An 18,276-nucleotide genomic window follows, 5' to 3' on the forward strand; every position below is an offset into this window, starting at 1 on the left:
TCGTCCGCCCGCTCCAGCAGGGCGCGGGCGTCAGGGAGCAGGGCGGCGCCGGCCGGGGTGAGGGAGACCGAGCGGCGGTCCCGGTCGAAGAGCCGCACGCCCAGGTCTCGCTCGAGCGCCTTGATCTGCTGGCTGAGCGAGGGCCCCGCGATGAGCAGCCGCTCGGCGGCCCGGCCGAAGTTCAGTTCCTCGGCGACGGCGACGAAGTACCGCAGCTGACGCAGTTCCACGCGCGCCATGCTACGCGCGCCGGGAGGCCGCGCCTGTCGGCGGCGAGGCAGCCGCTCGTGGCACGGAGGCCGCGTCTGCCGGCGGCGGGGCAGCCGGTCCTGGCACGGCACCGGCGGGCGCGCCTGTCGGCGGCGACGCGGTCCTGGCACGGCGGCCGCGGCTGTCGGCGGCGGGGCAGCCGGTCCTGGTACGACGCAGCCGCTCGTGTCACGGCGCCGGCGGGCGCGACACGAGCTCACCGGCGGCGGAGGGAGCACATCGTGCGAGGGCGTCCCGGCCGAGATCACCGCCCTGGTCTCCGAGGGCACCGCCCGGGACGAGGGCGACGGACGACCGGCGACGGACAGCGGACGGCGGGCGACGGACAGCGGACGGCGGGCGATGGGCGACGGGCCCCCGACGCCGCCTCGGCGCCCAGGTGACCACGGTGAGGGTGGTGCCGCCGCCCCCTTCCCGCCGAGCGGTCAGAGCGCCGTTTTCCGAGGCGGCCCTTTGGGGGATGAGGATCCCGCTCACTGGTTCAGAGTGCGCGTCGATCTGTGCGGCGGCGTGCTCCCCGCCCGCGAACGGTTGGATTTCGCGGGTGCCCGCACTCGGCCTGGTCGTGGCAGCGGGAGGTCGGGAGGTTCCGGTGACTCCATGAGCCCGACCGGCCCCGGCGCTGTGAAGGACAACGCCGGCCGTCCCGGCCGGCCACGAGCCCCCGGCGACGCAGCCGCCGGAGGGGCGCTTCCCGTGCAGGTCTCGACCATGGGTCGCTCGCCGTTTGCGACCGGGCCGCTCTGGACGGCCGGGTAAGGCGCCTTGACGATCTCGGGGGCCACCAAGCCAGGGCACTGAGGTCTTCTCGGAGCTACTGAAATTGAATTCGTGATGTCGGCCTTGCCCGGCCAAGCGGCGTCACTCACCTCTGGGGGTGGGATGCCCTTCGCGGGTCATGTGCCCTCATCCCGGCCGGCCGTGGGACCCTCCTCGAGGCTTGCGCGAAGGATGCCCAGGGTTGAGGCGATGCGGGCCAGGTCCTCGGGGGGAATCGCCGCGGTCAGTGAGATGAGCTCGCTTTCGACAATGGGGCGGGAAGCGGACAACTGCTCCTCACCCGCGGATGTGAGGCGGAGGACGGACGAGCGGCGGTCCTGGGGGTGCGCGACCCGCACGCACCAGCCCGCAGCCACCAAACGGTCGACCGCCTTGCTGACGGCCCCCACGGTGATCGCCAGTTCGCCGACGATGTCGAGCACGCGGCACCCCGGCACGCGGTCGATGATCTCCAACAACTCGAACTGCCCTAGCCCCAGCCCTCGTTCGACGCGCAAACGGGCACTCACCGCGTTGTAGAGCCGGGTCTCTACGCGGACCAGATCGGTGAAGATCGGGGTGATGTGGCTCACACTAGCTCCTATAGATTCCGGGGAATCATCTTCCTTGGAATCCGGTTGGGGTTCAGGCAGGTGGATTCCCAGGAATCCATCCTCTCACCCCGCCCCATGGAGGCCCCGCATGTCCCGACAGCAGCGCGACACCCTGGACGCCATACTCCGTTCCGCCCCTCGCAGCGAGACGCGGCCCACTCCCGAGCAGCAGCGCAGCGGTTTCGCCGCGGCTGTCACCCGCCCCGCGCCGGAGGGCGTGGTCACCCGCAGGACCGTCCTGGGCGGGCGGCCGATCCTGGAGCTGGAGCCGGCCGAAGCCTCCGGCCGCGGCCGGCTGCTCTACCTGCACGGCGGCGGCTACGTCATCGGCTCACCGGACACCCACGCAGGGCTGGTCGGTGAACTGGCCCGCCGCGCCGGGCTGCGCGCGACCTCGGTGGATTACCGGCTGGCGCCCGAGCACCCTTTCCCCTCGGCCGTCGACGACGGGCTCGCGGCCTACCGCGAGCTGCTGGCGTCGGGCACCGACCCACGGGACCTCGTCATGGCCGGTGACTCCGCCGGTGGCGGATTGAGCATCGCCACGCTGCTCGCCGCCCGGGAGGCCGGGCTTCCGCAACCAGCCGCCGTGGTCGTCTTCTCCCCCTGGGTCGACCTCACCCTCGCTGGAGGAAGCATCCGATCCAAGGAGAGCGCCGACCCCATTTTCACAGAGGCCGACGTGCGTGCCTACGCCGATCTCTACGTCGGCGCAGGCGACAGGGCGCATCCCCTGGCCAGTCCGGTGTTCGCCGACCTCACCGGACTGCCCCCACTCCTCGTGCAGGTCGGGGCGAACGAGGTGCTCCTCGACGACGCGGTCCGGCTGGCCGGCCGCGCGGGCGCCGACGGCGTCGAGGTCACGCTCGAAGTCGGCCCCGGGCTCCCGCACGTCTTCCAACACCACTACGGCCGCCTCGACGAGGCGGACGCCGCACTCGACCGCGCCGCCCGCTTCCTCACCGCCCACCTGAGCGCCGGGCGCCCGGGCACCGACCATCTCGAACCGGTCCACTGACACCGGTCCCGGCGGCCTCCACGTGATGTCGGCGACGGCCGCAGGAGCACCATCGCCGACATCACGGGTGCAATTTCAGCAAGTTCAACCCTCTGCGGGATGAGGCGTGGACCACTTCGCGTATGCGCGTCCTTCGCCGGTAGGGAGTCACACCGGGGCCGGCAGGTCCATGAGCGCGAGTTCGGCCGGGTCGGCAGATCGGCGCGACCTCCATGGAGATCGCGCTGACCAGCTTCTTCAACCGGATCAGCCGCACCATCAAGGAACCGGCCGGCAAGACCTGGGCCTGAGCGCAGCGTGGCTCTCACCCACTGAGGCATCGCCAGCGAATCGATCTCCGGGTGAGCCACGAGACCGGGCAGGTGCGAATCCCCGGGTAGGACTGGTCTGCCAAGACCATGTCCGCTCGAATCAGCGGCTTCACGTCGGTCACCTGTGCTGCCGCGCTCGACGTCCCACGCCACATCGTTGAGTTCCTCGCCCGGTCGCTGGCCGCCCACCAGCGCGGCATCGGCACGTCGAAGGGCGGTGAGGCGGCCGGGCAGTAGCCGATGGCCCCACCAGCCGCAGCTTCGGCCGCATTGCCAGGAGAATCGCGACCGGCGTCGCGCAGAACCGCCTGGTCGGAGCGGCGGAAAAGCCATTGAAGTAGCGGCCGGCCGTCCGCAAGGCTGCCGCCATGGGTTCCCCGAACTTCACCGCGCCGCCGCCCGATCCTGAACCTGCCGCCGTCGACACCTTCCTCTCCGCCGTCGACCACACGATGAACAGCAACACCTTGCTGCTCACGGCGGATTGCGACGTGCCCCTCGCAGCCGGGAACCGCCAGGATGTCCTGCACGCTTTCCTGCGCAGCTCCCTGTTCGAGCGGCTGATGCGTGCCGCGGACGTGCGTCGCAACTGGTACAACCTGTCGGACGAGTACGACAGTGGGCCCTTCATGCGTCCGCTCCTTCGCGAGGGCTTCCGCGCCAGGGTCAGCCCACTCGACCATGCAGGCTTCCTGGCACGGCTGCGCTGGATGCTCTGCGGGGCGTTCAGCCCCTACGGGCACCACTACCCGGCGGCGGACGCCGAGCGGCTGGTGCGCAGCTTCGCCAGGGAACTGCTCGGCACAGACGGCCTGGCATGGTCTTTCGCCACTGTCAGCCCCGATTTCCTGCCGTCCACCGGCTACTACAGCGGCGAGGAGCCGCAGCCGCCGGCGTACTTCGACGGCAGCGGTTCCGACACCGCCACGTTCGTCCACCGGGACCACACCTTCCACCTGCTGCTGACGAACGGCTCGCCTTGAGGGGGCGCTGTTTGTGCCTTACAACGGCTGACACAATGAGGTGGATCGCCTCTGGTTGCCGTGTCCGGGGCGGTAGTTGAGCGTTCGGCTTGGTGTGGGGACATCGCCGTGGATCGTGTCGGATGAGCTGTGGGATCGCCTGGAGCCGCTGCTGCCGCAGCGCGAACGGCGCTTCCGATACCCGGGCCGCAAGGCGTTACCGGACCGGGAGGTACGGTGCGGGATCCTGCACTGGCCTTGGCTGGCATGGCATGGCATGGCCTGCCATGGCACTGAGAGCGTGTGGCTCGGAGGCCGATGGCACCTCCTCCACTTCGGCTTCTGCGGCCACAGCCGGCGGCTCCGACACCTCCTCGGGCGCCCCCTCGACGGCGGACCGTACCGGCGCCGGCGGTACGTCCTCCTCCTCGGCGAGCCGCTCCGCCGGCCAGAACCCGGGATCCGGCACGAGCGGTGGCCTACAGTCATGCCCCGCCACGCACCTGAAGGTCTCGGTTGAGAACTTCCAGAACACCGGCAGCAACCCGTGCACGCTCTCCGGCTTCCCCGGCGGCCACGCCGCCTCGGATGTCACGGCGCCTGATGGGCAGTCCGACTTCTCCGCCAGCTAGTGCCGCCTCAAGGACGTCTCCTTCGTCGGTGTCTTTCGAAGGCCCGTTCCCCGTGGATCTCCCCTTCATCCAAGGTCACGAGGTCACAGGTCGAGTAGCGGGTCTGGGCAGCGCCGTACCGAAATCGGTGGGCTACTCGGAAGGCGACATGGTTGTCGTGAACCCCAGTTGGGGAGACGGCACCTGTCGCCAGTGTCGCGAAGGCAACGAGCAGTTGTGCAGCGGCAACGGCAGGTGGGTGGGTTTCGGCCCTCCCGGAGGCTTTGCCGAGTACATGGCCGTGGAGTCCCGCCACGCCATTCCGGTCTCGGAAGACGCCGCAAAGGCGCCTGAGCTGCTCGCCCCGATGACCGACGCGGGCATGACCCCCTGCCGGGGGATGAAGAAGATCCGGGACACAGGGAAGCTCGGCCCCGGCCGCACCGTCGCCGTCACGGGCATCGGCGGCCTGGGCAGCTACGCGGTCCAGTACGCGAAGCTGCTCGGAAGCGGAGCGACCGTGGTGGCGCTCGCGCGCAAGAACAGCAAACTGGACGTCGCGAAGGAGAACGGCGCGGACCACGGGATCATTGTCCGCGACAAGTCCACCGAGGTCATCCAGGACGAACTGGAAAGTCTCACCGGCCGCAGGACGCTCGATGCCATGCTGGACTGCGTCGGCAGTAACGCGTCCATCTCGATGGGCTTCGACTTGCTTGGGCCGGAGGGGGTACTGGCGGCCGTTGGCCTCATGAGCCACCACGTCGAGCACAAACAGTTCCCCTTCGTGGGGATGGAACTGTCCTACCTCGGTGCCTTCTGGGGCAACCACCAGGATCTCGTCGAGGTGCTCTCCCTTGCCGAAGCCGGCCTCGTCAAGCACAACGTCACCAAGGTGAAGCTCGAAGACATCAACGAGAACCTAAATGCCCTCGGCCGTGGCGACGTCGTCGGACGCCGGGTCATCGTCTTTGAATGATGCTGGCCGAGCATGATCACGCCCCGGGCCGAGACAGCGCCACCCGCAGTTAGGAAAGAGCCCTGACAATCTCTTTGGCGAGCGGGCCCGAGGAAGCGGGATTCTGTCCTGTGAAGAGGTTGCGGTCGACGACCGTGTAGAACTCCCAGGCCGGACCCCGTGAAATGGATGTCGGCTCGGCGTTCCCATCGGATCCGTAGACGCCGGAAGCCGTGCAGCCACGCGAAGCTTCTTTCGATCACCCAGCGGTAGGTGCCCAGTCCGGTGCCGTCTCGTGTTCCGCGGCGGGCGATGGCCGGCACGATGCCGCGGGCGCGGACCTGGTCGCGGTAGAGGTCGTGGTCGTAGCCGCGGTCGGCGAAAGGCGCATCGGGCTTGCGGCGCGGTCGTCCGACGCGGCCGCGGACCGGCGGGATCGCATCGAGCAGGGGCAGGGGCAGGGGCAGGAACTGGGTGACATCGTTAAGGTTGCCGCCGGTCAGCAGGACGGCGAGCGGGGTGCCGTGTCCGTCGGTGATGAGGTGGTGTTTCGAGCCGGCCCGGCCCCGGTCGACCGGCGAGGGGCCCGTGTGGTTCCCCCTTTAGCGCTCTGACGTGGGAAGAGTCGACCACACAGCGGGACCGGTCCAGCCGCGAGGCTGCGTTCAGTTCGGCCAGCAGGACCTCATGGAGCCGTTGCCACACGCCGGCCTCGTTCCAGTCCCGCAAGCGTCGCCAGCAGGTCATGCCCGAGCCGAAGCCCAGTTCCTTCGGGAGGTACTCCCACTGGATGCCGGTGTGCAGCACGTACAGGATCCCGCACCTTACCTCCCGGTCCGGTAACGCCTTGCGGCCCGGGTAACGGAAGCGCCGTTCGCGCTGCGGCAGCAGCGGCTCCAGGCGATCCCACAGCTCATCCGACACGATCCACGGCGATGTCCCCACACCAAGCCGAACGCTCAACTACCGCCCCGGACACCGCAACCAGAGGCGATCCACCTCATTGTGTCAGCCGTTGTAAGGCGGCACTTTCATCGGCCTTCGAGTCGTCTGTGGTCACCTGATGGTGTGGGCAGTGGGCGGAATGCGCGGGGCCGTGGTGCGGAGTCTGCTGGGGTTGGGGGGTGAGCGAAAGCGAGCTGTATCCCAGCGACTTATCGGACCAGCAGTCGTCGTTGACGAGCCGGCGATCGCCACGTGGAAGGACGGCACCGCTCGGTCTACTACTTCGCCGTCTGGCGGACGACGGAACCGACAAGGTCATGGTCGGGCTGTGGCCGTTCGTCGGCGTGGCGGTGATCGTGAGCATGTATCGCGGGAAAGTCCGGTACGTCGACGAACTGCCCGCTCCTAGAATGCGTGGGTGAACCTTTCGCATCTCGGCGCGCCGATCGGGCCGATGATCCGCGTCCACGGCGGGTTCGCCAACCGGATGTACCGGCTCGACACCGACCAAGGGTCCTTCGCGGTGAAGGAGTTGAACCTCGTCGACCGCCGCTGGACCTATCGCGTCGAGGACGTGTTCAGGTTTGAGCGGGCGGCCTTCGCTGCCGGCATTCCGATGCCAGAGCCGATCTCGGCCGGCCACGACACGCTCGTTCACCGATGGGTCGAGGGCGAGAAGGTGCCGGAAGCCCCGGTGTCGGCGGCGTACGCGTTTGAGATCGGTGAGATCCTCGCGCGCATCCACGCGCTCGACGTCGCATGGGCCCGTGTGCCGACCGGGGACCCGACGTCACGGGACTGGCCCGAGCTCGCCGCGCGGGCGGCGGCGACCGGACAGCCGTGGGCCGACGAGCTCGCCTCTCACGTCGAGACGTTCCTCGCGATTGCCCACTTCGTCGACACCTGCGAACGGCCAGGCCCCGTCGTGCTGACGCACAGGGACATCCAACCGTGGAACCTGCTCGCTCGAGAGGGTCGGCCGGTGGTGCTCGACTGGGAGCTCTCGGGGATGCTCGACCTCTCCAGTGAGCTCGGCTCGACCGCGCTGAGCCTCGCGAAGGGACCTGGCTTCGACGACATCAAGCCCGGCGTCTTCCACTCGGTTCTCGACGGCTATGTCGCGGGGGGCGGAGCGCTGCCCCCGTCAGGTCCGAGCTGGTTTGTATTCATGATCGACGGCTGGCTGGGGCACACGAGGTGGAACATCCTCCGGTGCCTCGCCGGGGTCGAGGCGAGCACCGGCCCTGACCTCGCGTTGTCGCACGAGTCCGTGCGCAACGGGGTGCGCGGCCTCCCTGACCTGTTCGGCCGACTTCCGGAGCTCGAGGCGCTGCTCGTGTGACAGTGACCTGCGTCGCAGACGCCGACCGTGGCAAGCCTGCTCTCGATTGTCGCCCACCCCTCAGGTACAGGCGAGCGCGATCGCGCCGAGCGGGAGAGGGGGTGATGGCGGAGGCAGGCCCCGGCTCCCGCCCTTTCCCCGCGCTCTGATCCGGTCAGCGACCGGGTCGCTCCGGCACAGCCGACGGCGCCTGGGTGCCGGAGCGAAGCGGCCGCAGGGGCCCGGGGGCTGGTTCCCCCGGGCCACCCGTCCGTGCCGCTCACGGCCCCCGACGGCCTTCACTACCTCTGATCTTGAAGTCGCGGGAGCGTTGCGTCACCTGATGCCGTGAATGGCCTGGGGGTCTGTGGCCGGGAGGGCGGGGTCGGCTTTCACGGCGGCCGGAGGCGGCGTCACGTAGACCGGGGCGGGGTCGGGTTCGGGTGCGCACGTCTTGGCGATGACGCCCTTGCCGGTGGGGAGGCGGCCGTCCCGCAGGTAGGTGGCGAAGGTGTCGTCCAGGCAGGCGTTGCCGTGGAAGAGGATCTCGTGGAAGCTGCCGCCGTTCTGGACGACGAGTTCGGATCCGGGCAGTGCCTTGTGCATGGCGAGGGCACCCGGGTAGGGAGTGGCGGCGTCCTCGGTGGCCTGGAACAGCAGAACGGGCGGCAGGCCCTTGCCGGTGATCTTCAGTCGGCCGGCCGGGTTGCCCTGGTAGGGCCAGAACATGCAGGCGGCGTTGTACCACATGTTGTTGTAAGTGTAGAAGGGCGCGACCGCGTTGACCTTGGCCTGGTCCCTCTTCCAGAACTCCCAGTCGCGCGGCCAGTCGTTCTCGGTGCACTGGACCGCGTTGTACGCCGGGAAGGTGCCGTCGTCGGCCCCCGGCGCCGCATAGCGGTTGTAGGCCGATCGCAGCGGGCGGGTGTCGTCCTTGGTGAGGTAGGCCGACAGCACGGTTGCCATCTGCGGCCAGCGCAGGAAGTTGTAGCCGCCGCCGTAGAAGGTGTCTTCGAACTCTGCCGGGCCGATCTTGCCCGGGGCCGGGGCGGCGGCTACCGGGCTGGTCCGCAAGGCGGCCTCGACCTGGTAGTACTTCCGCTCCACGGTGGCCGCGTCAGTGCCCAGGTGGTAGACGGAGTCGGCCTTGGCGGTCCAGGCCGCGAAGGCGTCGAATCGGCGCTGGTGCTCCTTGTCCTGCAGGATGTTGTGGTCGTACCAGCTGATGGTGGGGCCGACGATGCTGTCCAGCACCATCCGGCGCACGTGCGAAGGGAAGAGCTGGCCGTACGTCGAGCCCAGTGAGGTGCCCCACGAGCCGCCGTAGAAGTTGATCTTCTGGACGCCGAGCGCCCGCCGGATGCTGTCCATGTCGCGCGCATTGTCGACGGTGGTCATGTGCGGCAGGAACCAGCTCCAGTTCGCGGCGCAGTCGGCCGCGTACCTGGCCGACTTCTCCAGCCACGCCTGTGACGTGCCCTGGCTGAGCTGGTAGTCCGGCCGCTCGGCGTCGAAGAAGTGCGCGTCGCATGTGACGTGGGGTTCGCTGGCGTTGGTTCCGCGTGGATCGAAGCCGATCCAGTCGTAGGTCGAGGCGACGTCCTGGGGGATCTTTCCGGAGACGTAGGCGGGCATCCACAGGCCCGAGTCGCCCGGCCCGCCGGGATTCAGAAGGATGGGACCCTGGCGTTCGCTCTTGGGCGCGGTGGCCGGGAGCCGGTTCAGCTTGATCTTGATCTTGGTGCCGTTCGGCTTCGCGTAGTCCAGCGGCACTTCGAGCATGGCGCACTGCAGCGCGGGAGTGGTCGCGTCGTGGCAGGAACTCCAGGCGAGCTTCGGCTGAGCGGTATCCGCTGGTGCGGGCCCGGATGCGGAAGCAGGCGCGATACCCGCCCAGACTCCACCGAGGGCGGCCACGGCCGATAACAGGGCTCTCACTCTTGTCATGGAGGCATCATGTGGCATGTGCAATATCACATACCACCTTCAGGCTCCGCTTTACTCAACTGTGACTGACCAGGCATGTGCGTGGGGGCGTGCCAGACATGCCGTCACGGAGCGGCCTGGACCGCTGCCCTGGGCCCCTTCGGCCGATCCGGCCGTGCAGCCCCTCTCCGGCCAGAGCGCGCGGCCTCGCCGAGTCGTGGCCGGCGTCGACGGGCAGGTGAACTCGTCGGGTGGGGACCCGTATCGCGTCGCGGTCCTACCGCCGCCTTCATCGCCGGCCCTGCTCGTGCGAGTGAGGTCGACCGGCATCTCGGTCGACCCGACCATCGTCCGCGCTCACCGGCATGCGGCCGGCGCCCGCACCGACCCGCCGCCGGCTTTCACCTTCCTCGGTCATCTGACTCCGGATCTGATCAGGGCACGTCCTCGGTGACGGGGTACATGCCGGCGTACGGATCGGGCTCGCTGGTGGAAGGGTCCAGTCCGGCCACGAGCCGTCGACGTTGCTCCCGCCAGCTGACGAAGGTGTCTGTCCGCTTCCAGAGCGACTCATCGCCGAGTGGGCAGGTGTCGAATTGGCCCAGCATCATGCGGGTGATGAATCGGACCATGCCGCAGTCGAGCAGGACCCAGGGCGACTCGCCCCACGCGTGGTGCCGACGCCAGGCTAGGACGGGCCACTTGTTGGGATCTGGATCGTTCATGAGCCAAGCCATCTCGTTGGCGTTCATTCCAGAGCCCCAGGGCAGGACGGCATCAGCACCCAGCGCCACATCCGGGAGGCCCCCGTCCGCCTCCCAGAGCCCGCGCAGGCCAGCCGTCATGCCACCGATGTGACACCCTTCCCACCCGCGCACGTCACTCGGAAGTGGAGGCAGAATGACGAGCTCTCCGAGATCGCCCACGCCGTACGTGTCCAGCAGAGCCTTGTAATCGCTCGGCAGCTTGGTACCGAGAGCAACTTCGGCCGCAGTCCAGTCGATCCGCTCGCCACCTGCGAAGTCCGCCGGCACAAGGTCGAGCAGTACGGCCACGTCAGGATGAATGCCCATGGTGAAGCCCCTTGAGGTCAGTGGTCAGCAACCTTAGTTGTGCGGGCTGACATCGTGACTCTGGGTAGCCCCGTGGCTCTGGGTAGCCCCGTGGCTCTGGGTAGCCGGGTCGCCGGAGAGCATCCGACCCCCACAGCGCGATCGGGCGGACAAGTCCTGGGCGACGCGCCCGGTGGACTCCTGCGGGCTTCCGGGCCGCTCCGGCGCGCGGCCCCAACACCGGGGTCGTCTCGCGCCGTTCAGCGCCGCCATGGTTCCCGGAGAGTTCGCGGACGTCCGTGCGGTGGTGAACGGCCGCTGCCGGGTGTCCGCCGTGACATCCTTTCGGGCTTGTGCCACGAGTGCTACCGCGACGGCCGCGGCGATCAGCAGGCCGGTCCGTGCAGGGACGGCGTTGATCCCACCGGCCCGTATGTCCACGCGCGGGGCGTAGGCGGCCGTTCCTGCCGCCTAGACTCGACAGCTGCAGTGCGGAGTGACTTCACCGACGGAAAGGTCTCGTGCCACATGTTCCAAGACGCCCCGATCTATCACAAGCTCGTCGCCGAGCGTGGGGACGTGCCTGCGCAAGTTCGCGACGCCGCTGAGGGCATACACCGCCGACTTGAAGGGGTGATGCGCACGGGGCAGCCCCTCGGTACCTACCGGCCCGCCCCGTTCTCCGCGGCAACGCCGATGCCGCACTCCGCGCCTCCCGCCGACTCGCAAGCGCAATGACACCGCGCAGTACCGGCACGGGGACAGGTCTGAGCAGGGCGCCGGGAGACCGACCGTCAGGATGGTGATGGTCGCAACCCTTTCCCGGACGGCATTCGTCGGGCGCCGTACCCGCTGCTCGGCGTGCAAGGGAACGCCCCCGCGTCGGAATGCTTCCGCGTACGGGACGACCACCCATCGCCGCGTCCCAGTGGACGACCGTCGGTGACCACCGGAGCGTTTCCGCGGGAAGGGCTTCGGGCTCGGCGATCGCCTGCACGGAGACTCAGGGCAAATGCAGCGATGCCTTGTCCCGTACGTGACGCTTGAACATCCCGCCGTACGCAACCCGACCCCGGTACATGGTGACCTGGGTGGCCCACGATGCCGATGTCTGTGCCGCGACGGACCAGCCGGCCACCGACATCCCGACGACCCTGGCGTCCTGGGTGACCCACTCCCTCGCGGCGGGCTGGACGTTGCCGCTGACCAGGACGGGCAGGGCCATCGCGGCGTTGCGGGCGCCGGGCAGCTCGCCCTGGAGTCCCTGCACGCAGCCCAAGGCCCACCTCGTGAACTCGACCATCGAGTCCTTGCCGACCTCCGGCACGCCGGCGGCCAGGACGAACAGTTCCACCTTGGTGCCGAACCAGCGATGGACCCGGCACCGACAACCTCGATGACCTTCCGGAGAGCGACTTCGCCGCCTTCGCCGAGGACGGCGTCGAGAACGACGCGGAGGACCCCAAGTGACCGCCACCATCGCTTATGACCGTACCGTCTCGAACCTCATCGACGAGCTGAGTGCGACGGGCCACGTCACCCACAGGTCCTACGAGAAGACGCCGGTCACGCTGCACCACAACGGCGGCCGGTATTCGCACCAGGGTGTGCTCAACCTCTGGAAGAAAGGATCTACGACAACGTCCTCGCGGCGGCACAGGAGGCGTACGACCACTTCAGGGATTCACACCCCGTCCCCGGGCCGGATATCGAGCCGTTCCCTGGTGCGTGGTTCTTCCCCATTGGACGGAGATCGCCGATCATCGCCGCGATGCACCAGCGGCTCGTCGCCGAAGGCTGCAACCGGTACCAGTCGAGCGCCAACGCCGGCGTATGGGGCCAGGGCGATGTGAAGTCCTACGCCGCCTGGCAGCGGAAGCTCGGCTTCGAAGGCGACGATGCCAACGGCATGCCCGGCAAGGCCAGTTGGGACGACCTGCAGGTCCCCAACGTCTGACCGTCCTCGCTGATGGCTTTGTCGAGCAGGAGTTTCGAGTTCAGCGATCACATCGGCCGACAGGCCCGTGATCCGCCGATCGCTGATGACTGCCGCACGGTTCGCGTTCCCCACTACGCCAAAGCTGTGCCTTCCGACCGGCGGCGCGCACCCGCAGGGCCCGCAGGAAGGCACTTGCAGGGCCGCACCGACGCTTGACCTCAACCAAACTTGAGCTTCTAGGTTCCTTCCAGAGCCGCAGGAACCGACCAGCGGTGCTTCAAGGAGTTCGACATGACCGAGCGCACAGCCCCCATCGAGATCCCCGATCGCTACCGCTATGCCGTGATCCCGCACATCATGGTCGACGACGCCGCGGCGGCGATCGATTTCTACCAGCGGGCGTTCGGCGCCCGTGAGGACTTCAGGATCGACGCTCCGGGTGGCGGGATTCTGCACGCCGAGATCACCATCGGACGGTCGGCACTGATGCTGGGCGACGCCATCGTGGCCGAGGCCGAGGCCGCCTCCTTCACCGCGCCGACCTCGCTCGGCGGAGGCACATCCGTCGCGCTGCATGTCTTCGTGCCGGACGTCGACAGCCTGGCGGAGCGCGCAGAAGCCGCCGGCGCCGAGGTCCTCCAGCCGCCGAAGGACATGTTCCACGGTGACCGCACCGTCATCCTCAAGGACCCTGCGGGTCACATGTGGGTATTTCTGACGCACGTGGAAGACGTCTCGCAGGAGGAGCTTCGGCGCCGCCTGGTCGCCGCGGGGTGACTGGACACCGTGTGCGCGGTGACCCGGACCGAATGCCGAGCGCCGTACCTGACGAAACTCGCCAGAAGGACCGGAGTTCGCCAGCCCACGTGGTGCCCTGCGTCCAGGAATCGTTCGATCATCGTGCGGGCCGGTCCCGGCTGGTCGCGAAGGCGGTGTCCTCGGCGAGTCCGGCTGCCGAGCTCACGATGGTCAACGGTGGCCGCACCCGTCTGCCCGCCGGCTCGACAGCAAGATCGCGCTCTGCAGGAGTACTGGGCGCCCACCATGCGCGAGCGCGGTACGTCGGTGTGCGTTCCGGCAGCCGGGCGGAAGCCGGCACGGTGAGTTTCGTAACGCGCCGGATTCACCGGTCATCCGATCGATCCCGCGGGCCGCCACGCGCGCCATTCTCACCGCATGACTGACACCTCCCACCCCCGTCCCGCGGAACGAGAGCGCGGCCCCCAGCCGGCCGACGGCTCGGTCGGCGCAACCCGGAGAACCGTCATAGCCGCTCTGGGCGGTGCGACCCTCGGAGCGGCCGCTCTGGGGCTCGCAGCCACGCAGGCGACCGCGGTCCCGGACCGGAACGAAACCGGTCGGCCCCGGAGCCGGTCGGCCGCCGACTGCGTCCTCACACCCGAGCAGACCGAGGGGCCTTACTACCTGGACCTGGAGACGGTCCGCAAGGACATCACCGAGGGCAAGCCCGGCGTACCACTCACCCTCCGCGTCAAGGTGATCGACACTGCGACGTGCTCTGCACTGCCTGGCACGGCGGTCGACATCTGGCACTGCGACGCGCTCGGTGTCTATTCGGGCTACGTGGCCGGCGGCTCCACGCCGGACACGACCTTCCTGCGCGGCGTGCAACTGACCGACTCCGCCGGCGTCGCGGAGTTCACCACCGTCTACCCCGGCTGGTACGTCGGCCGTGCCCTCCACATCCACGTCAAGACGCATGTCGGCGGCACGGTCACCGGCGGCAGATACCAGGGCGGTCACGTCTCCCACACCGGCCAGCTCTACTTCCCGGAAACGTACAACAGCAGGGTCGCCGCGCTGGCCCCCTACCGGAACAACACGGCCACTCGCACGCTCAACGCCAGGGACGGCATCTACCGCAACGGCGGGTCCGCCACCCTGCTGTCCCTCACGCAGGTCGGCAGTGACCTCGGCAAGGGGGTGACCGCCACCGTTGTGCTCGGCATCGATCCCAACGCCGTGCCCTGACGCTGCCGGCCGAGCGACAGCCGGTCCGCTGCAGCCATGCCGGCCACCGCCGCTGCGCGGCCGGCCGCCCACACCCGCCGCCCACACCCGCCACCCGGAGTCACGTGTCGGAGTGCGTGGGCGCAAGAACAGGGACAGCAGGAGACGTACGACCCTCCACCGGTGCCCGAGTGCAGCCAGGCCACACCGGGCGCGAACGGCCACGGTGACGGGCGCGAGGATCTCCTCCCGGGAATGGGCACGCGGGAATCGGGGATGACCGAAGCATGACATGCGAGTCGTGCGGTGCCCCTCTGACCGGTCGACCGCGCGGCGGTCGACCGGCTCGCTACTGCTCCGGCGCATGCAGACAACGGGCGTTCCGACAACGCTCGGCAAGCAAGGATGTCCGCGGGGCGCAGGCGGGCGCGTCACCGCCCCCACAGAACGCCGCCTCCCCGCCCGCCCAGGGCCACGGCCTGCCACGGGCCCTCGACTCCTTCGTGGGCCGACGGGCGGAGCTGTCGCGGCTGCGCACCCTGCTGAGGACGTCGCGGCTCCTGACCCTGACCGGTGCCGGCGGCGTCGGCAAGACGCGGTTGGCGCTGGAGTTCGCCATGGGCCTGGCCGGCCGCCACGGGCGGGTCGACCTGGTGGAACTCGACGCCCTGCATGACGGCGCCGCGCTCGCACAGTCCGTCGCCGCCGCGCTGGCGGTGGGGGAACGGGCGGGACAATCCGGTGCCGGCGTCCTGGTCCACGCGATCGGCGACGCCCGTCGGCTGTTGATCCTGGACAACTGCGAGCATCTGGCCGAGCCGTGCGCGGGGCTGATCGCGACCTTGCTGAGAGGCTGCCCTCGGCTACGGATCCTGGCCACCAGTCGGGAGGCCCTGCGGGTCCCCGGGGAGACCGTGCTGCGGGTCGGTGAGCTGTCGCTGCCGCCGGCCGACGCCGGAGACGACCCGCTGGTCCTCATGCGGGCGGACGCCGTCCGGCTGTTCGTGGAAAGAGCCTCGAGTTGCTCACCCGGATTCACGCTCCATCGTGGAAACGGCCGGACGGTTGCCGAGATCTGCCGCAGACTGGACGGTCTGACGCTCGCCGTCGAGCTGGCGGCGCGCCGGGCCGGCACTCTTTCGCCGAGTGACATCCTGGCAGGACTGGACGACCAGATGTCCCAGCTGTCCCTGCTGACAGGCGGACACAGGACCGGACCCGGGCGCCACAGCGAGCTGGCCGCCGCGATCGACTGGAGCCACCGACTGCTCGATCCGGCCGAACAGGCGGTCTTCCGGCGTCTTGCGGTCCTCGTCGGCGGTTTCGACATGGCTGCGGCGCGGGCGGTCTGCGCCGGTGGCGGTATCGCCCCGTCGCGGATGCTCGGCATCCTGTGTGCCCTCCAGGCCAAGTCCCTGATCGCACGTCTCTCAGGAGACGGGGAGACCACACGATTCAGACAGCTGAGCACCATCCGCGCCTACGCCCTGGAGCGCCTGCTCGCATCCGGCGAGCTGCACATCACCGTGCGCCGGGTCCTCGAGTGGCTGACCGGGCTGGCAGACCGGGCCGTCGACGAAGTGTTCCCCGACCAGGCCGGCAGCCCGCTGGCCGTGGAACGGGACAACCTCGCCGCGGCTCTGGCCGGCACCACCGTCCGCGCCGGTGCCTCGCACCCACGGCTGCTGCTGGAACTGGCTCGCGTGCACTACGAGCAGGAGCAGCCGTCAGCCGCCCACGCGCTGCTGACGGGTTTGCTGCGGGAAACGGGTAGCCGTAGCCGGGCACTCGGCGGGGCGTTACCGGCGCTCGCCGCGCGCGTGGCCTGCCAGCGGGCCGATCTGGCGCAGGCACTGCGCCTCGGCGAGCAGGCGGTGGCCATGGAGCGCACGCGTGATCACCCCGCCGGACTTGCCAACGCTCTGGACGCGCGGGCCGCGGCGCGGCTGTGCCGGGGGGAATTCGGCGCGGCCGTCGAAGATCTGCGCCGGTGTCTGGGGGTCGTCGCCACACTGGGCAAACCCCAGGACACCGCGTGGTGCACCCAACACCTGGCGTGGGCGCTGCTTCAAGCGGGCGGGGAACTGGAGGCCGACATACTCATGTCCCGTTGCCTGCCCGTTCTCAGGGAGCACGCCCCCTGGAGCCGGGTCGCGGCAGCTCTGCACACAGCGGGCGCCGTGCGGCTGGCCCTGGGGCATCTGGAAAGTGCCGAGGCGCTGTTCACCGAGGTACTGCGCATCGTCCCCGGGGCAGGTTTTCACGCGCTCTACCCGGTGGAGGGCCTGGCCCTGGTGGCGGCCGAAAACGGTGACATGCGGCGGGCCCTCCTGCTGTACGAGGCGAGCGCGCAGGCACGCCGCGGACTCGACACCGTGTCCGAGGCTCCGTGGCGACGCCAGGTGGAACGAACGGTGGCGCGTGCCAGAACAGGACTGCCGGCAGCCGCTCGGGAAGCGGCCGTGAGCGGCGGCCGCCGACTGCGCGGGGATCGGCTTGTCGCGTACGCATTGCGGACGAGGGGCGAGGGCCACCGGACGACGACCGACGCCGTGGAGGTGGTCGACGACCGGTGCAGGCTCACTGGAAGGGAGTTCATGGTGGCCGAGCTCGTCGCCGATGGGCTGACCAACCGGCAGATCGCTGAGCGGCTCGGTCTTTCGCCCCACACGGTCGCCACGCACCTGGACAAGGTACGCGACAAGCTGGGCCTGCGGTCACGCACGCAGATCGCCCTGTGGGTGGCCGCACGGACCAAGGCCGGGTAGGGCATGCGCCGCAGGTGGCGGGCGTCGCAGACGTCTCCGTCAGGTGGATGTGCATGGGCAGGATGCCGATGTGACCCCCCGCTGTCCGACACGAACGAGAGTTCGTCGACGGCACGCCGACCCCTGCATCGACCCACCTCGACATCAATCTCGGTGCCCACGACGCTCGAGCGGGCCTGCGTTCACCGCCCGCCTCGCCAGCACGGTGTGCGGCTGGACCACTGCCCTGGATCTGACTGAGGCGTGGGTTACATACCAGCCGGAGGATTAAGACAAAGCGGCGCGGCCTACGTATCGCCTCCCTGAGGAGAGGAAGGGAAGCCCGCCCGGGGCGCCCTGCCGGAGAGGCCGCCCTCGCAGTGATCGCCACCCGCCACCGCCACCCGACACCTGGCACCCGACACCTGGCACCCGACACCTGGCACCTGGCACCTGGCTTCTGGCACCTGGTCGCCGCAGACGAAAGAAATGGTCCGTCAGAATCAAGACTCAGGAGGACTCGGTGGGTCACAACGACGCCAACCCTGAGCGGTCTCCCGGCTCAGGCCCTGACATCGTGCAAGAGACCAGGGACTCTTTCCAAGCCCTGCTGGACGCGTTGGATGCCGCACGCGCCGATCTCCTGCGCGACGACAGCCAGGAACACGCCGAGGGGCCGCGTCGGTCCCGGAGCCGGTGCGGTCACCCGACCGGGGACGCCCGCTCGTCCCAGCCGGCCTCGTCCTCGTCCTCAACCCCGGCTTCCTCCGCATCCGGCCGGGCACTGCCGGTCAGACGTGTGTCATCAGGCACGCAACCAGAGCGTCCCGGGTCCCACCGCCCAGCTGCCCATGGACCGCTGCCGGCCGGCA

The 18,276-nt window shown here is 69.3% G+C and carries 15 protein-coding genes and 2 pseudogenes; 11 read left to right on the forward strand and 6 right to left on the reverse strand.

What is annotated here, in order from left to right:
* Both ABZ919_RS14305 and ABZ919_RS14310 read right to left on the reverse strand, forming a co-directional pair.
* A partial coding sequence (locus tag ABZ919_RS14305) for a LysR family transcriptional regulator (protein WP_361247130.1) occupies nt 1-239 on the reverse strand: 239 nt, incomplete at its 3' end.
* 927 nt (nt 240-1,166) lie between these two features.
* Nucleotides 1,167-1,622, reverse strand: coding sequence for a MarR family winged helix-turn-helix transcriptional regulator (locus ABZ919_RS14310; protein WP_361247132.1), 456 nt, complete (start codon nt 1,620-1,622; stop codon nt 1,167-1,169).
* Nucleotides 1,623-1,731: 109 nt separating this feature from the next.
* Here ABZ919_RS14310 and ABZ919_RS14315 point away from each other — a divergent pair, with 109 nt between their 5' ends.
* The 5 genes and pseudogenes from ABZ919_RS14315 (at nt 1,732) to ABZ919_RS14335 (ending at nt 5,524) form a co-directional block, all read left to right on the forward strand.
* Nucleotides 1,732-2,661, forward strand: a complete 930-nt coding sequence (locus ABZ919_RS14315) for an alpha/beta hydrolase (RefSeq protein WP_361247135.1) — start codon at nt 1,732-1,734, stop codon at nt 2,659-2,661.
* A gap of 398 nt (nt 2,662-3,059) precedes the next feature.
* A complete protein-coding gene (locus ABZ919_RS14320) occupies nt 3,060-3,209 on the forward strand; it encodes a hypothetical protein (protein ID WP_361247138.1) in 150 nt (49 codons plus the stop codon).
* Nucleotides 3,210-3,340: 131 nt separating this feature from the next.
* Nucleotides 3,341-3,955, forward strand: a complete 615-nt coding sequence (locus ABZ919_RS14325; protein WP_361247141.1) for a hypothetical protein — start codon at nt 3,341-3,343, stop codon at nt 3,953-3,955.
* A gap of 94 nt (nt 3,956-4,049) precedes the next feature.
* A pseudogene (locus tag ABZ919_RS14330) lies at nt 4,050-4,184 on the forward strand (IS5/IS1182 family transposase); the annotation flags it as partial.
* 434 nt (nt 4,185-4,618) lie between these two features.
* Nucleotides 4,619-5,524: a zinc-binding dehydrogenase gene (locus ABZ919_RS14335; protein ID WP_361247143.1), complete on the forward strand. Its 906-nt coding sequence runs from the start codon at nt 4,619-4,621 to the stop codon at nt 5,522-5,524.
* A gap of 164 nt (nt 5,525-5,688) precedes the next feature.
* Here the strand turns inward: ABZ919_RS14335 and ABZ919_RS14340 are convergent.
* Nucleotides 5,689-6,448, reverse strand: a pseudogene (locus ABZ919_RS14340) (IS5 family transposase); the annotation flags it as partial.
* 418 nt (nt 6,449-6,866) lie between these two features.
* Here ABZ919_RS14340 and ABZ919_RS14345 point away from each other — a divergent pair.
* Complete coding sequence (locus ABZ919_RS14345; protein ID WP_361247145.1) at nt 6,867-7,790, forward strand: aminoglycoside phosphotransferase family protein; 924 nt, start codon at nt 6,867-6,869, stop codon at nt 7,788-7,790.
* Between the two features lie 315 nt (nt 7,791-8,105).
* Here ABZ919_RS14345 and ABZ919_RS14350 read toward each other — a convergent pair whose 3' ends face one another.
* The gene (locus tag ABZ919_RS14350; protein ID WP_361247148.1) at nt 8,106-9,551 is read right to left on the reverse strand and encodes an alpha/beta hydrolase; all 1,446 of its coding nucleotides are present in this window, start codon (nt 9,549-9,551) and stop codon (nt 8,106-8,108) included.
* 578 nt (nt 9,552-10,129) lie between these two features.
* Complete coding sequence (locus ABZ919_RS14355) at nt 10,130-10,768, reverse strand: hypothetical protein (RefSeq protein ID WP_361247151.1); 639 nt, start codon at nt 10,766-10,768, stop codon at nt 10,130-10,132.
* Nucleotides 10,769-11,275: 507 nt separating this feature from the next.
* Here ABZ919_RS14355 and ABZ919_RS14360 point away from each other — a divergent pair.
* The gene (locus tag ABZ919_RS14360; RefSeq protein ID WP_361247153.1) at nt 11,276-11,485 is read left to right on the forward strand and encodes a hypothetical protein; all 210 of its coding nucleotides are present in this window, start codon (nt 11,276-11,278) and stop codon (nt 11,483-11,485) included.
* A 265-nt stretch (nt 11,486-11,750) separates the two neighbouring features.
* On the opposite strand, the gene ABZ919_RS14365 is transcribed toward ABZ919_RS14360, so the two are convergent.
* Nucleotides 11,751-12,101, reverse strand: a complete 351-nt coding sequence (locus ABZ919_RS14365; RefSeq protein WP_361247155.1) for a hypothetical protein — start codon at nt 12,099-12,101, stop codon at nt 11,751-11,753.
* 417 nt (nt 12,102-12,518) lie between these two features.
* On the opposite strand from ABZ919_RS14365, the gene ABZ919_RS14370 reads away from it, so the two are divergent.
* The 4 genes from ABZ919_RS14370 to ABZ919_RS14385 all read left to right on the forward strand — a co-directional run bounded on the left by ABZ919_RS14370 (nt 12,519) and on the right by ABZ919_RS14385 (nt 17,425).
* Nucleotides 12,519-12,704, forward strand: coding sequence for a peptidoglycan-binding protein (locus ABZ919_RS14370; RefSeq protein ID WP_361247158.1), 186 nt, complete (start codon nt 12,519-12,521; stop codon nt 12,702-12,704).
* A gap of 273 nt (nt 12,705-12,977) precedes the next feature.
* Complete coding sequence (locus tag ABZ919_RS14375; RefSeq protein WP_361247161.1) at nt 12,978-13,463, forward strand: VOC family protein; 486 nt, start codon at nt 12,978-12,980, stop codon at nt 13,461-13,463.
* 399 nt (nt 13,464-13,862) lie between these two features.
* On the forward strand, nt 13,863-14,678 hold the full coding sequence (locus tag ABZ919_RS14380) for an intradiol ring-cleavage dioxygenase (protein WP_361247164.1): 816 nt from the start codon (nt 13,863-13,865) through the stop codon (nt 14,676-14,678).
* A gap of 482 nt (nt 14,679-15,160) precedes the next feature.
* Nucleotides 15,161-17,425, forward strand: a complete 2,265-nt coding sequence (locus ABZ919_RS14385) for a LuxR C-terminal-related transcriptional regulator (protein ID WP_361247167.1) — start codon at nt 15,161-15,163, stop codon at nt 17,423-17,425.
* The last annotated feature ends 851 nt before the right edge of the window (nt 17,426-18,276 follow it).

Source organism: Streptomyces sp. NPDC046759 (assembly GCF_040645475.1).
Taxonomy (GTDB): domain Bacteria; phylum Actinomycetota; class Actinomycetes; order Streptomycetales; family Streptomycetaceae; genus Streptomyces.